Raw genomic sequence first — 13192 nt, 5'->3', positions numbered from 1 at the left:
CCCCGGCCCGGTCCCCCTCTTCCCTCTCTCCGAGAATGCGAGTCGCCCGTGACCACCTCCGCCCCACCGCGCCCCAGACCGCGCGTTCCTCAACAGCGGCAGCGCGACCTGCGCCGCCCGACCCGCATGACCGGCGAGCGCCGCCGCAGCCTCACCGGCTGGGCGTTCCTCCTCCCGGCAGCGCTGCTCATCTTCCTGGTGAGCTTCCTGCCGATGCTCCAGGCGTTCCTGCTGTCGCTGCAGACCGGGCGGGGGGCGAACCTCTCGTTCGCCGAGCCCCTGTGGACCAACTACGAGCGGCTCCTGCAGGACGAGATCTTCCGGCTGACCCTGCAGAACACCTTCATCTACCTGATCATCCAGGTGCCGGTGATGCTGATCCTCGCGCTCGTGCTGGCCAGCGTGCTGAACACCCGGAACCTGAAGTTCAAGACCTTCTGGCGCACCGCGATCTTCCTGCCCTGCGCGGTCTCCCTGGTCGCCTACTCCCTGGTGTTCCGGACGATCTTCGCGAACGACGGCTTCGTCAACGACGTGCTGCTGGGCATCGGCCTGCTCGACTCGCCGATCAACTGGCTCGGCAACCCCGACACCGGGCGGTTCGTCATCATCCTCGGACTGCTCTGGCGCTGGACCGGCTACAACATGGTCTTCTACCTGGCGGCGCTGCAGAACGTCGACTACTCGAGCATCGAGGCGGCCAAGATGGACGGCGCGAACGCGCTGCAGACCTTCTGGCACGTCACGATCCCGCAGCTGCGGCCGATCATCCTGCTCACCGCGATCATGTCGACCAACGGCACCCTGCAGCTCTTCGACGAATCGTGGGCACTGACCAGGGGAGGCCCGGCGTACACGACCATGTCGATGTCGCACTACCTCTTCGAGGTCTCGTTCCTCAAGAACCCGAACTTCGGCTACGCGTCGGCGCTCTCCTACGTGATCCTCATCCTCGTCGCGATCCTCGCGTTCGCCCAGCTGAAAGTCGGTGACAAGCGTGACTGATCCCGTGCGCACTCTGCCTGTGACGGATCCGGTCCTCTCCCTCCCCGAGACGGAGTCGTCCGACTCCCGTCCCGAGACCGTTCCCGTCCACTCCGCCTCCCTCGGGACGCGGCTGCGCTCGCTGCCGAAGTACCTCTTCCTCTCCGTCTTCGCGATCTTCTCGATCTTCCCGCTCTACTTCATGGCCGTCTCGGCGACGAACACGAGCCAGGACGTGCTCGACTCCCGGCTCATCCCGGGCGCCGCGCTGTTCGAGAACTTCGCGGGCCTGCTCGACCTCCAGGATGTCGGGTCGGCGATGTGGAACTCGCTGACGGTCGCCGTCGGCACCACGGTGCTCGCCCTGATCATCTGCTCCATCGCGGGCTACGGCTTCGAGGTGTTCCACTCGCGGGCGAAGGACGCCGTGATGGCGGTCCTCCTGATCGCGATCATGATCCCGTTCGCGGCGACGATGATCCCGCTGTTCCAGGTCTTCGCGGAGCTCGGGATGATCAACTCGCTCGCCGCGGTCGTCATCCCCGCGGTCTCGACGCCGTTCCTCATCCTGCTGTTCCGCCAGGCGTCGCGGTCGTTCCCCTACGAGATCATCGAGGCGGCGCGGATCGACGGAGTGAGCGAGCTGGGCATCTTCGCGAAGATCTACCTGCCGTCGATGCGGTCGACGTACGCGGCGGCCGCGGTCATCACGTTCATGACGGCGTGGAACAACTTCCTCTGGCCCAAGGTGATCCTCGTGAACAACGACTTCCAGACCATGCCGATGCTGATCTCGAACCTCAGCGCCGGCTACGTGGTCGACTACGGGGTCCTGATGCTGGCCGTGTTCCTGGCCTCGGTACCCACGGTGATCGTCTTCATGATCCTGCAGCGCTCGTTCGCCGAGGGCATCACGGGAGCGATCAAGTGAGCCTCGCGCACCTCCCCTCCTCCGGCGCGCCGTCCGTCACCGGGTTCGATCCCGCGCGGCTCTCCGATCCCGGCTACTTCGCCGAGAACCGGCGGCCCGCCCACTCCGATCACCGCTGGTTCGCCTCGGCGGCGGAGGCGGAGTCGGGCACGAGCTCGTTCGAGCAGTCGCTCAACGGGCTGTGGCGGATCCACTGCGCGACGGACTTCTCGGGCACGGTCCCCGGCTTCGAGCAGCCGGGGTTCGACGCCTCCGGCTGGGATCTCATCCCGGTCCCCGCGCACATCCAGCTCCACGGCTACGACCGGCCCCAGTACGTGAACACGCAGTACCCCTGGGACGGCCGCGAGACGCTCGCGCCAGGCCAGGCGCCCCAGCGGTTCAACCCGGTCGCGTCCTACCTGACCACGTTCGAGCTCGCCGAGCCCGTCGCGCCCGGCGAGCGGATCGCGCTCGACGTGCGCGGCGCCGAGAGCGCCGTCGCGCTCTGGCTCAACGGCGTCTACCTCGGCTTCTCGGCCGACAGCTTCTCGCCCGCCGAGTTCGACCTCACCGACGCGCTCGTGCCGGGAACCAACACGCTGGCGGCCCAGGTCGTGAAGTGGACGAGCGGCTCCTGGCTCGAGGACCAGGACTTCTTCCGCTTCTCCGGCATCTTCCGCGACGTCGTGCTGCTGCGCCGGCCGCGGGTGCACGTCGAGGACCTCCGCGTCACGACGCTCGTCGAGGACGGGTCGGCCGAGATCGTCGTCGAGCTGGATGTCGACGGTGCCGGCACCGCCACGGTCGAGCTCGAAGGAGTCGGCGAGCTGCGCCGCGGCTCCGACGCGACGTACCGCCTCCGCCTCGAGGCCCCGCGCCTGTGGAGCCCGGAGGACCCGCACCTGCACCGCCTGCTCGTGCGCGTCCACGACGCCGAGGGCGGGCTCACCGAGGTGATCCCGCAGAGGGTGGGCCTCCGCCGCTTCGCGATCGAGGAGGGGGTGCTGCGCCTGAACGGCCGGCGCATCGTGTTCCTCGGGGTGAACCGCCACGAGTTCGGCCTCGAGGGCCGCGTCGTCAGCCGCGAGCAGACCGAGGAGGATCTGCGGATCCTCAAGCGCGCCGGAGTGAACGCGATCCGGACGAGCCACTACCCCAACAACTCCTACTTCTACGAGCTCGCCGACGAGTACGGCTTCCTCGTCATCGACGAGATGAACCTCGAGACGCACGGCCTGTGGGACCGCGTCCGCTACCTCGACGCGCCGCTCGCCGAGGCGGTGCCCGGGGACGACGGCCGCTGGGCGCCGGCTCTGCACGACCGCGCCCGGAGCCTCCTCGAGCGCGACAAGAACCACCCGAGCGTCGTGATGTGGTCGCTCGGCAACGAGTCGTTCGGCGGGACGGTGCTGCGCGACCTCTCCGACTGGTTCCGCGAGGCCGACGACCGGCCGATCCACTACGAGGGCGTGCACTGGGACTCCCGGTACCCCGGGACGACCGACGTCGTCAGCCAGATGTACACCCCGGCCGCCGAGATCGAGCAGTACCTCGCTGAGCACCGCGACAAGCCGGTCATCCTGTGCGAGTACGCCCACGCGATGGGCAACTCCTTCGGCGCGGTCGACCGCTACCTCGATCTCGCGTATCGCGACCCGCTGTTCCAGGGCGGGTTCATCTGGGACTTCGCCGACCAGGCCGTGGCGCTGGTCGACCGGCACGGGCGGCCCTACTTCGGCTACGGCGGTGACAGCGGGGAGTCGCCGCACGACGGGGACTTCAGCGGCAACGGGATCCTCTTCGCGGATCGGACGCCGACGCCGAAGCTGCAGGAGGTGGCGTACCTCTACCAGCCGTTCCGCATCGAGGTCGCACGCGAGGGGATCACGATCGAGAACCGGTCGCTGTTCACGCCGTCCTCCGAGTACGACGCGGTCGTGACCCTGCGGAGGGAGGGGCGTCAGCTCGCGGTCGCGGCGCTCGCGACCGCGGTCGCTCCGGGCTCGACGCAGCGCTACCCGAACCCGGTGGTCGTGCCGGAGCTGCCGGGCGAGTACACGGTCGACGTCGAGCTGCGGCTCGCGGTGGCGACGCGCTGGGCGGAGGCGGGGCACGTGATCGCCCGCGGTCAGAGCGTGCTCGAGGTGGCCGGCCGCCCGGCCGTCGAGCAGCTCCCGCGACCCGAGATCATCGACGGCACGCACAACGTGGGCGTCCGCGGCGAGGGCTTCAGCGTCCTCTTCTCGCGACTGCACAGCGGGCTGATGTCGTACCGGTGGGGCGGCGGGGCCGAGGGCGGGCGCGAGCTGCTCACCTCGATCCCGAAGCCGTCCTTCTGGCACGCTCCGACCGCGAACGAGCGCGGCTGGGGCGGTCCCTTCGAGGACGGGCAGTGGCTGCTGGCGAGCCGGTACGCCCGGGCCGCCGGCGACTCGCTGCGGACGGCGACGGTGACGTCGGACGACTCCGCGGTGACCGTCGGCTTCCACTACGAGCTGCCGACCACTCCGCGCGCGGTCTGCGACGTCGACTACCGGGTCACCGGCGACGGCCGGATCGAGGTGACCGTCTCGATGGCGGTGCCGGACGGCCTGCCCGACCTGCCGGAGTTCGGCATGCTGCTCACCACGGGCGCCGACGCGCACCGCCTCCGCTGGTACGGCGACGGACCGGACGAGTGCTACTCGGACCGCCGACTCGGCGCGCGCCTGGACGTCTGGGAGAGCGACGTCGCCGACGAGCTGCCCCCGTACTTGATGCCGCAGGAGTCGGGCAGCCGCACCGGGGTGCGCTGGGCCGAGGTGACGGGCGACGACGGCTGGGGTCTCCGGCTCGAGAGCGAGGGCGGCATGGAGTTCTCGGCGCTGCCGTGGACCCCGTACGAGATCGAGAACGCGCAGCACCCGAACGAGCTGCCGCCGGTGCAGCGGACGGTGCTGCGCCCGGCGCTGCGGCGTCGAGGAGTCGCGGGGGACGACTCCTGGGGGGCGCGCACGCACCCGGAGTTCCGGGTGCGCGCGGGCGCGGGGCCGCTCGTGTTCCGGTTCAGGATGGCGGGGGTGACGGGCGCCTGAGGCTGTACCCCTAGAGGGCGCCCTGCTCCGGGGTGCCGGCGGGGATCGGGACCAGGCGGACGATGCGCGGCGGCTCGGCGAGGAGCCCGTCGAGCGCCGCGTTCATCCGGGCGACGCGCTCGCCGGCGCCGTGGCGGTCGAGCTCCTCGGCGCTGGTCCACTTCTCGATCATGACGACGGTGCCGTCGGGCGCGTGGTGGATCGAGTACAGCTCGCAGCCGGGCTCGGTGTGCACCTCGGCGATGCCGGCGCGGAGGGCGTCGACCATCCGGTCCAGGGCTCCCTCGGCGGGGGTGAAGACGACGTGGACGACGACGGGCTCGGTCATGGAGCTTCCTTCCAGAGGCGGTCCGCCCACCGTACCCGGCGCGTGATCATCCGAGCCCGAGTGCGATCCCGTCGAGGATGTCGTGCGCGGTGGTGGTGACCGTGTCGAGCGCCCCTGACGCCTCCTGAGCCGCCCGCAGCACCTCGCTCCAGATCAGCGCGCCGGCCGCCAGCACGTCCTCGCGGCCGCTGCGCACGTAGGGCAGCGCCGCGGCCTCGGCGGGCGAGAGCGCGGCGAGCTCGTCGCAGGCCCCGAGCACGTCGGCGAGGGGGAGCGTCGCCTCGAGCGCCGCTCGATCGTAGGCCGTGAGCCGCAGGGCGTGCGCCGTGATCGTCAGCACCGTCGCCGCGACGCCGACCACGCTGCGGGCGGCCGGGAGATCGACGGAGGAGGCGGCCAGCGCGGCCCGCACGTCGCCGCGGATCGCGTCCCGCTCGGCCGCCGTCGGGGCACCGGCCCGGCGGTGCCGCTCGGTCAGCCGCACGCTGCCCACGTCCATCGAGTGCGCCTGCCGGGGCTGCGTGTCGCCGAGGACCAGCTCGGTCGATCCACCGCCGAGGTCGACGACGAGGACGGGCCGGGCGGAGTCGACGGCCGAGACGGCGCCGCGGAACGAGAGCGCCGCCTCCTCCTCACCGCTGATCGTCTCGGGCCGGACCCCGATGATCCGCTCGACCTCGTCGAGGAACTCGTCGCGGTCGGCCGCATCGCGGGTCGCCGAGGTCGCGACGAAGCGGAGGCGGGCGGCACCGGCCTCGCGGGCGAGCGCGGCGTACTCGCGGGTCACGCCGAGCGTGCGCTCGAGCGCCGCCGGATCGAAGCGGCCGGTGCGGTCGACGCCGTGTCCGAGGCGGACGATCTCGGTGCGCCGCAGCACGTCGACGAGGGCACCGCCCTCGACGTCGGCGATCAGCAGGCGGAGGGAGTTGGTGCCGCAGTCGAACGCGGCCACGCGGGATCGGGAGGGCATGACCCCATTCAAGCGCGCGCGGCGGCGGCGATAGATTGGCGGGACCCCCGTCGAAGGAGCCCTCCGTGCACGATCACCACGTCCGCGTCCACCGCAGCGACGAGGAGCTCCCCCGTCACGGGCAGCTCGCCCACGCGCTCGCCGAGGTCGCCGCCGACCCCGTCGAGGTCGACTCCGAGGTCGCCGAGATGGTGGTGAACCGCGTCATCGACAACGCGGCCGTCGCCACCGCGTCGCTGCTGCGCCGCCCCGTCGTGGCCGCCCGGTCGCAGGCCCTCGCGCACCCCGCCTCCATCGGCGGCGACGGAGCGAACGTGGTCGGCGCCGATCCCGCCCGCCGGGTCTCGCCCGAGTGGGCGGCCTGGGCCAACGGCGTCGCCGTGCGCGAGCTCGACTACCACGACACGTTCCTCGCGGCCGAGTACTCGCACCCGGGCGACAACATCCCTCCGCTGACCGCCGTCGCCCAGCATGCGGGCATCGGAGGCGCGCAGCTGCTGCGCGGCATCGTCACCGGCTACGAGGTCCAGGTCGACCTCGTCCGCGCGATCAGCCTGCACGCGCACAAGATCGACCACGTCGCCCACCTCGGACCCTCGGCCGCCGCCGGCATCGGCACGATGCTCGGGCTCGACGTCGCCGTGATCGAGCAGGCGATCGCGCAGGCCCTGCACACCACCACCGCGACCCGGCAGTCGCGCAAGGGCGAGATCTCGAGCTGGAAGGCCTTCGCCCCCGCCTTCGCCGGCAAGACGGCGATCGAGGCCGTCGACCGGGCGATGCGCGGCGAGACGAGCCCGTCGCCGATCTACGAGGGCGAGGACGGCGTGATCGCCCGGCTCCTCGACGGGCCCGATGCCGCCTACGACGTGCCGCTGCCCGATGCGGGCGAGGCCAAGCGGGGGATCCTCGACACGTACACGAAGGAGCACTCGGCCGAGTACCAGGCGCAGGCGCTGATCGACCTCGCCCGCCGCCTGCACCACACGCATCCGGAGGCGGCCGATCCCGAGCGCGTCGAGCGGATCGTCATCCACACCTCGCACCACACGCACTACGTGATCGGCTCGGGCGCGAACGATCCGCAGAAGTACGACCCGACGGCCTCGCGCGAGACGCTGGATCACTCCGTGCCCTACATCTTCACGGTGGCGCTGCAGGACGGCGCCTGGCACCACGAGCGCAGCTACGCGCCCGAGCGGGCCGCCCGCCCCGACACGGTCGCGCTCTGGCAGCGCACCACGACCGAGGAGGACGCGGAGTGGACGCGCCGCTACCACTCCACCGACCCGGCCGAGAAGGCGTTCGGCGCGCGCGTCGAGATCGTGCTCACCGACGGCACGACGATCGTCGACGAGATCGCGGTGGCGGATGCGCATCCGCTGGGAGCCCACCCGTTCACGCGCGAGCAGTACGTGGCGAAGTTCCGCACGCTCGCCGAGGGGGTGCTCGAGGGCGACGAGATCGAGCGCTTCCTCGACCTCGCCCAGCGGCTGCCCGAGCTGACCCCGGAGGAGGTCGGCCGGCTCACGGTCGTCGCGGCTCCGGGCGTGCTCGCCTCGGTGGAGTCGCCGCGCGGGCTGTTCTAGCGGCGCTCAGCGCGTCTGGCCGGCGATCCACTCCTGCAGCTCGGCGATGAAGCGCGAGCGCGAGAAGACGAGGGTGCGCGGGCGGAACTCGTCGACGTCGAGGTCGGTGGCGCGCTGCAGCAGGTCGTTCCAGTCGGTGTCGTGCTCGAGATCGGCGGTCACGCCGCCTCCGGCCAGCGCGACGCTCTCGCGCACGCCGCCGATCTCGGTGCCGATCACCGGGGTGCCGCACGCCATCGCCTCGACGGGCATGATCCCGAAGTCCTCGATCGCCGGGAACACGTAGGCGATCGCGCGCGCGTAGAGCGCCCGGATCAGCTGATCGGAGGGGGAGATCACGAACGTGACGTCGGCGGCGATCTCCTCCGCGTAGGCGCGCAGCCGCGCCTCCCAGGGCCCGTGGCCCGCGATCACCACGGGCAGGCCGGTCTTCACCCCCGCGTCCATGACCTTCTCGAGGCGCTTGTAGGGGACGAAGCGCGACGCTCCGAGGAGGTAGGGGCGGGTGAGCGAGTCGAGGACGCGGCACTCCTCGTCGGTGAGCGGCGCGCACCAGTCGATGATGCTCGTGAGCACCTCGGTGTTCACCGGCGGGTAGATGACGGTCGAGGGCTGGTGCCAGGCCTGGCCGACCCGCTCGCCGGTGAACCGGCTGTTGACCGCGATGGAGGTCGCCTCCGCCGCCCGGTAGCGGTCGATGGGCTTCAGCACCGTGCTCGCGGCGCGGGCGGCCAGGCTGCTGCCGCGGCCGTCGCGGTCGGGCTCCCAGATGTAGCGGGCGGGCGTGTGGGCGTAGACGAACTTCTTCGTCGGCCCCGTCGTGCGGACGTGGTGGGCGAAGAGGTGCGAGCTGACCAGCACCCACTCGTGCGGCTCACCGATCGGGAGGCGCCAGGTCGGCAGCATCGCGGGGAGCGCCAGGATCTTGTGGCGGCGCAGCGGCGTGCGGGCGAGCCACGACTCCTGCACGGGCCGCCCGACGACCTCGGCGGAGTCGCTCCACAGGACTCGGACGTCGGCATCGGTGAAGGCCTCGGTCATCGCCTCGAGGACGCGCTCCGCGCCTCCGCGGCGCTCGACCCACTCGTGGACGATCAGGCCGGGGCCGGTGGCGGCGGCAGGCCGGGGCCGCCCGGTCACTTCGACGAAAGCAGTGATGATGAGCCTCGATTCCCGAATGCGCGCTGATGCCTCGTCAGCGGTTGTCGAGACGCGAGGCGCCATTCCGATATCCCCACTGGTCCCCGTATGCGGGTCACAATTCAGTAGAAGCTAACCCGGCGCCTTCTTCGAGAATCGGAAGCATCGGGGAGTCGTCGCAGAATGACGGGGTGAGAGGGTTGTCATTCGATGCCCGGAAGCGCGTCTATAACCTCGGGATAATGGCGAGGATCGTCGGGCACTCGTCGGAGAAGCGCTTATCGATAAGCGGATCAGACCGCATGGACCATGCCGGAGGTCTGCCAGCGCCACTGGTCGCGGACGCAGTCGCGGATCGTCCTCGTGGCCCTCCAGCCCAGCTCCTGCGCCGCGCGGCGCGGGTCGGCGTAGCTCGCGGCCACGTCGCCCGGGCGGCGTCCCACGAGGCGGCGCCGGATGCTCGTCCCGCTCTCCTCCTCGAACGCGTCGATCAGCTCGAGCACGCTCGTCGGCACGCCGGTGCCGAGGTTGTAGACGGAGTGGCCGGTCGCCGCGCGCTCGAGGGCTGCGACGTGCCCCGCGGCGAGGTCGGAGACGTGGATGTAGTCGCGCAGGCCCGTGCCGTCGGGGGTGTCGTAGTCGTCGCCGAAGACGTCGACGCTGAGTTCCGGATCGGCGGCGGCGCGCGAGACGATCGGCATCAGGTTGGTCGGGAGCCCGGCCGGGTCCTCGCCGATCAGCCCGGACGGATGAGCGCCGACCGGGTTGAAGTAGCGCAGGCTCACGGCGGTCAGCGCCGGATCGGCACGGGAGACGTCGGCGAGGATCTCCTCGATCACGCGCTTCGTGCGGCCGTAGGGGTTCGCGAGGTCGAGGCCCGTCGGCGCGTCCTCGGCGACGGGCATCGCCCCGCCCGGCCGGTAGACGGTGGCCGAGCTCGAGAAGACGATCGTGCGGATCCCGGTGGCGGCCGCGACGGCGAACGTCGTCATCGCGGCGCCGAGGTTCACGGCGTAGTACTCGAGCGGGCGGGCCACCGACTCGCCCACCGACTTGAGGCCGGCGAGCAGCACGACGGCGTCGACGGGCGCGTGCTCGCGGACGAACCGCGTCAGCCGCGCCTCGTCGCGCGCGTCGGCGACGAGCAGGGGGAGGCGCACGCCGGTGAGGTTCTCGACCGCGCTGAGGGAGGCGGTTCCCGCGTGCGAGAGGTCGTCGACGATGAGGACCTCGTGCCCGCTGTCGACGAGCGCGACGGCGGTGTGACTCCCGATGTACCCCGCACCACCGACCAGAAGGACCCGCATGGCGGGGAGCCTAGAGCGGGGCGCGGTGCCGGCTCACCTCCGCCCGTAGCCCGCGATCCCGGCCGATTCGACGGTCAGCGCGACCAGTTTCTCGCCGATCGCGCGGGGGAGGACGGGCAGGGCTCCGTCGATCAGCGACGCCAGCCGGGCGAGTCGCCGCTCGGTCTCGACGCGGGCGAGGAGGCGGACGGCGGTGTTCCAGGGGCTCGCCGTCGCCGGGGCGGACGGGTGCGCCTCGGCCCCGTGCAGCCGCTCGAAGGTGCGCCGCGCGGCGCCCGACAGGAACGCGCGGCGGCTGCGGATCGCGGTGCTCGTCGAGGCGCCGTGGTGCGGGGCCTCGGCGGCCCGGTCGATCCGCACGGGGAGCCCGATGCGGTGCAGGCGGTAGCCCCAGTCGACGTCCTCCCAGCCGTAGGCCCGGTACTCGGTGCTGTAGCCGCCGATCCGCTCGAAGGTGCTGCGCGTGACCGAGACGTTGCCGCCCCAGTACCGCCAGGTCTGGCCGGCGGGTGCGGCGTAGGCGCCCGCCCGGAAGCGGGCATCGGCGCCGCGGCCGTAGGCGCGGGCGTACGCGGTGTCGTCGTAGACGTTCGGGCAGAGGCCGACGACGCCCGTCGCCGCGCCGGCGTGGGCGCTCACGTGCGCGGCGGCCCAGCCCGGCGGCGGCTCGAGGTCGTCGTCGCAGCGGATGAGCACCGAGCCGGTGGCCGCCTCGAAGCCGGCGTTGAGCGCCGCCGAGCGGCCGCGGTTCTCGGGGAGCACGACGCGCCGGACCCGGGGCGAGCGATCGAGCACGCGCTCGCTGTCGTCGACGACGCCGTCGAGCACGACGACCACCTCGAGCTCGGGGTGCGACTGCGCCTCGAGCGCTCGCAGCAGGCGCGGCAGCCGCTCGGCCCCCGCGTAGCTGGGGACGATCACGCTCGCGGCGGTCATCGGAGGCTCTCGACCAGCATCAGTTTCTCCATCTCGGTCAGCATCCGTTCGAGGTCGTCGACGATCGTGTCGGCCGCGACTCCGTGCAGCAGCGCGAGCCGCTCGGCGATGTCGGTGAAGTCCTGCGCGTCGGCCGCTAGAACGCGCCACGCCTCGGCGACGCTCGCCTGCATGGCGTACGGGCTGCTCATCGGCGACGGCGTCAGCGGCAGAACGAGGATCCGGCCGCGGACATCGACGAAGGCGGTGTCGGGATGGCGACGCCATCGGAGGCGTCGCGTGTCAGCCCGCACTGCTCTTCCCTTCTCTTCGCTCACTGCTTCATGCGCTCGCAGTCTTATCGGCGCATAAGCCTGTCGGCACATAAGGCCGTCCGCGCATTGTCGCCACGACGAGTAGAAATCCGCCAGAGAGCCATGAGACCGGCATGTCCTTCGCTATGTTTGCGGCCGACGCCACCACTTCGGGTGGTCCGTCGAGCGACACCTCGAAAGGGCCGCCCATGTCGGAGTCTAATCCGCTCGAAACGAACGAGATCAGCTCGAAGAAGAGCTCTGCTCTCGGGCTCACGCGGCGCACCGTCGTCGCCACGGCGGCCTGGTCGGTGCCGGCCATCATGGTGGCGCAGTCCGCCTCCGCAGCCCAGGTCAGCTGCTTCCCGACCGGGACTCTGTTCCAGGCGCGGGCGCGCGGCCGGCTCCTGAGCGGATTCCTCGGCGGGGTCAACCTCGACAACGTGGCAGGGCTCCAGGGCGAGTTCGCCCTCGTGCCCGATCAGGGCACCCCGGAGGTCACCCGGTTCGGGACGACCAGCGTCACGGCTCTCAACACGGTGCAGATCAACGCGACCGGACTGACGGGCGCGCTCTCGACGCTGCTGTCCGTCGCCGCGCCCAGCGGCGTCGGCGCCCTCGACCAGTACGCCCGGGCGAACATCAACGGCTCGGTCCGCGGAGCGGCGGGCGCGGTCGACAACCAGGGACAGCTCGAGCTCAACTCCGCCTCGGCGACGTTCCCCGACTTCGGCACGATCGACCTGCGGAGGATCCTCACCGGAATCGGCGCGCCCGCGGCGGGCCTCGTCGGTCAGGTCACCGACCTGCGACTGCAGATCGGCGCCGTCACCGGACGCGCCATCCTCGACTCGACGTGCATCGCGGGCATCGAGAACCTCCAGCGCGACTACCAGGTCACCCGACTGAACCTGGTGGCCGCGTCGCCGCTGCTCGGAACGGTCGTGACCCTCGTCGGCAACACCCTCGATCTGCTGGCCGGTATCGCTCTGACGACCGGCACCACCATCACGGTCGACCGCACGGCCGTCTTCGCGGGGAACCTCCCCGGAGCGGGTCAGCCCATCCAGGCGCAGCTCGGAGTGACGCCCGCGACCATCACGATCGACCTGCTGTCCCTGCTGGGGCCGGCGCCGGGTCAGCCGGGCAACACCCCGTTCGGTACCTACTCGGCCTACTTCAACAGTCTGCCGCCGAACTCGACGCTCTTCGTCGACAACAACGTCGCACTCCCGGCCGGAGCTGTCGCGGGATTCACGACCGCGCTCGTCGCAGCCCTCCTGAGCCGTCTGCAGGACAACATCCGCATCAACGGCACCCCGCTCCGCACCGCGACGGGTACGGCCGCCGGCCTCGTGAACGCGGCGCTCAACACGCTCCTCACGGTCACTCTGGTGCCGACACTCGGGCTGATCCAGACTGCGCTGCTCACTCCGCTGTTCTCGGCGCTCTCGACGCTGATCAACATCGACGTGAACGCGCAGAACCGCTCGACGAATCCTCCGGGCCCCGTGGTCTGGGACAGCCTGCCGGTCGGCCGCTACGACGTCGCGGCGATCTACATCCGCGCCCTCGGAGTGGTGAACCTGCTCGACCTGTTCATCGCCCGCGGCTCGGTCGGCGAGAACATCCCGCAGCCCTAGCCGAGCGGCTGAGGC

The 13192-nt window shown here is 71.3% G+C and carries 11 protein-coding genes; 5 read left to right on the top strand and 6 right to left on the bottom strand.

Annotation, left to right across the window (positions count from 1 at the left end):
- Positions 1-48 precede the first annotated feature (48 nt).
- From ASG06_RS03620 to ASG06_RS03610, 3 genes are read left to right on the top strand one after another with little or no spacing between them, the layout of a single operon-like run.
- Entirely contained in the window at positions 49-1005 is a 957-nt protein-coding gene (locus tag ASG06_RS03620; RefSeq protein WP_231727599.1) for a carbohydrate ABC transporter permease, read from the top strand.
- Positions 1006-1009: 4 nt separating this feature from the next.
- Positions 1010-1915, top strand: coding sequence for a carbohydrate ABC transporter permease (locus tag ASG06_RS03615; protein WP_231727598.1), 906 nt, complete (start codon positions 1010-1012; stop codon positions 1913-1915).
- Positions 1912-4971, top strand: a complete 3060-nt coding sequence (locus ASG06_RS03610) for a glycoside hydrolase family 2 TIM barrel-domain containing protein (RefSeq protein WP_056038597.1) — start codon at positions 1912-1914, stop codon at positions 4969-4971. The genes ASG06_RS03615 and ASG06_RS03610 overlap by 4 nt, the downstream gene beginning before the upstream one ends.
- 10 nt (positions 4972-4981) lie before the next feature.
- On the opposite strand, the gene ASG06_RS03605 is transcribed toward ASG06_RS03610, so the two are convergent.
- The gene (locus ASG06_RS03605) at positions 4982-5299 is read right to left on the bottom strand and encodes a putative quinol monooxygenase (RefSeq protein ID WP_056038594.1); all 318 of its coding nucleotides are present in this window, start codon (positions 5297-5299) and stop codon (positions 4982-4984) included.
- A gap of 46 nt (positions 5300-5345) precedes the next feature.
- The gene (locus ASG06_RS03600) at positions 5346-6269 is read right to left on the bottom strand and encodes a Ppx/GppA phosphatase family protein (protein ID WP_056038591.1); all 924 of its coding nucleotides are present in this window, start codon (positions 6267-6269) and stop codon (positions 5346-5348) included.
- 65 nt (positions 6270-6334) lie between these two features.
- On the opposite strand from ASG06_RS03600, the gene ASG06_RS03595 reads away from it, so the two are divergent.
- A complete protein-coding gene (locus ASG06_RS03595) occupies positions 6335-7858 on the top strand; it encodes an MmgE/PrpD family protein (RefSeq protein WP_056038588.1) in 1524 nt (507 codons plus the stop codon).
- A gap of 6 nt (positions 7859-7864) precedes the next feature.
- Here ASG06_RS03595 and ASG06_RS03590 read toward each other — a convergent pair whose 3' ends face one another.
- The 4 genes from ASG06_RS03590 to ASG06_RS03575 all read right to left on the bottom strand — a co-directional run bounded on the left by ASG06_RS03590 (position 7865) and on the right by ASG06_RS03575 (position 11534).
- Positions 7865-8998, bottom strand: coding sequence for a glycosyltransferase (locus ASG06_RS03590; RefSeq protein ID WP_056038585.1), 1134 nt, complete (start codon positions 8996-8998; stop codon positions 7865-7867).
- Between the two features lie 293 nt (positions 8999-9291).
- Positions 9292-10305 carry a UDP-glucose 4-epimerase GalE gene (gene galE, locus ASG06_RS03585; protein ID WP_056038582.1) on the bottom strand — a complete coding sequence of 338 codons (1014 nt, stop codon included), beginning with the start codon at positions 10303-10305 and terminating at the stop codon, positions 9292-9294.
- A gap of 33 nt (positions 10306-10338) precedes the next feature.
- Complete coding sequence (locus ASG06_RS03580) at positions 10339-11241, bottom strand: glycosyltransferase family 2 protein (protein WP_056038577.1); 903 nt, start codon at positions 11239-11241, stop codon at positions 10339-10341.
- A complete protein-coding gene (locus ASG06_RS03575; RefSeq protein WP_056038574.1) occupies positions 11238-11534 on the bottom strand; it encodes a hypothetical protein in 297 nt (98 codons plus the stop codon). Before ASG06_RS03575 ends, ASG06_RS03580 begins: the two co-directional genes overlap by 4 nt.
- A 209-nt stretch (positions 11535-11743) precedes the next feature.
- On the opposite strand from ASG06_RS03575, the gene ASG06_RS03570 reads away from it, so the two are divergent.
- A complete protein-coding gene (locus tag ASG06_RS03570) occupies positions 11744-13177 on the top strand; it encodes a choice-of-anchor G family protein (RefSeq protein WP_056038572.1) in 1434 nt (477 codons plus the stop codon).
- Positions 13178-13192 lie beyond the last annotated feature (15 nt).

The sequence above is a fragment of the Rathayibacter sp. Leaf185 genome, assembly GCF_001423885.1.
GTDB lineage: Bacteria > Actinomycetota > Actinomycetes > Actinomycetales > Microbacteriaceae > Rathayibacter.
This window is presented reverse-complemented; position numbering and strand designations above follow the sequence as displayed.

Excerpts from the sequence above, each read along its gene's own strand:
- ASG06_RS03580 (WP_056038577.1), bottom strand. The coding sequence starts at position 11,241 with ATGACCGCCGCGAGCGTGATCGTCCCCAGCTACGCGGGGGCCGAGCGG.
- ASG06_RS03570 (WP_056038572.1), top strand. The coding sequence starts at position 11,744 with ATGTCGGAGTCTAATCCGCTCGAAACGAACGAGATCAGCTCGAAGAAG.
- ASG06_RS03605 (WP_056038594.1), bottom strand. The coding sequence starts at position 5,299 with ATGACCGAGCCCGTCGTCGTCCACGTCGTCTTCACCCCCGCCGAGGGA.
- galE (WP_056038582.1), bottom strand. The coding sequence starts at position 10,305 with ATGCGGGTCCTTCTGGTCGGTGGTGCGGGGTACATCGGGAGTCACACC.
- ASG06_RS03600 (WP_056038591.1), bottom strand. The coding sequence starts at position 6,269 with ATGCCCTCCCGATCCCGCGTGGCCGCGTTCGACTGCGGCACCAACTCC.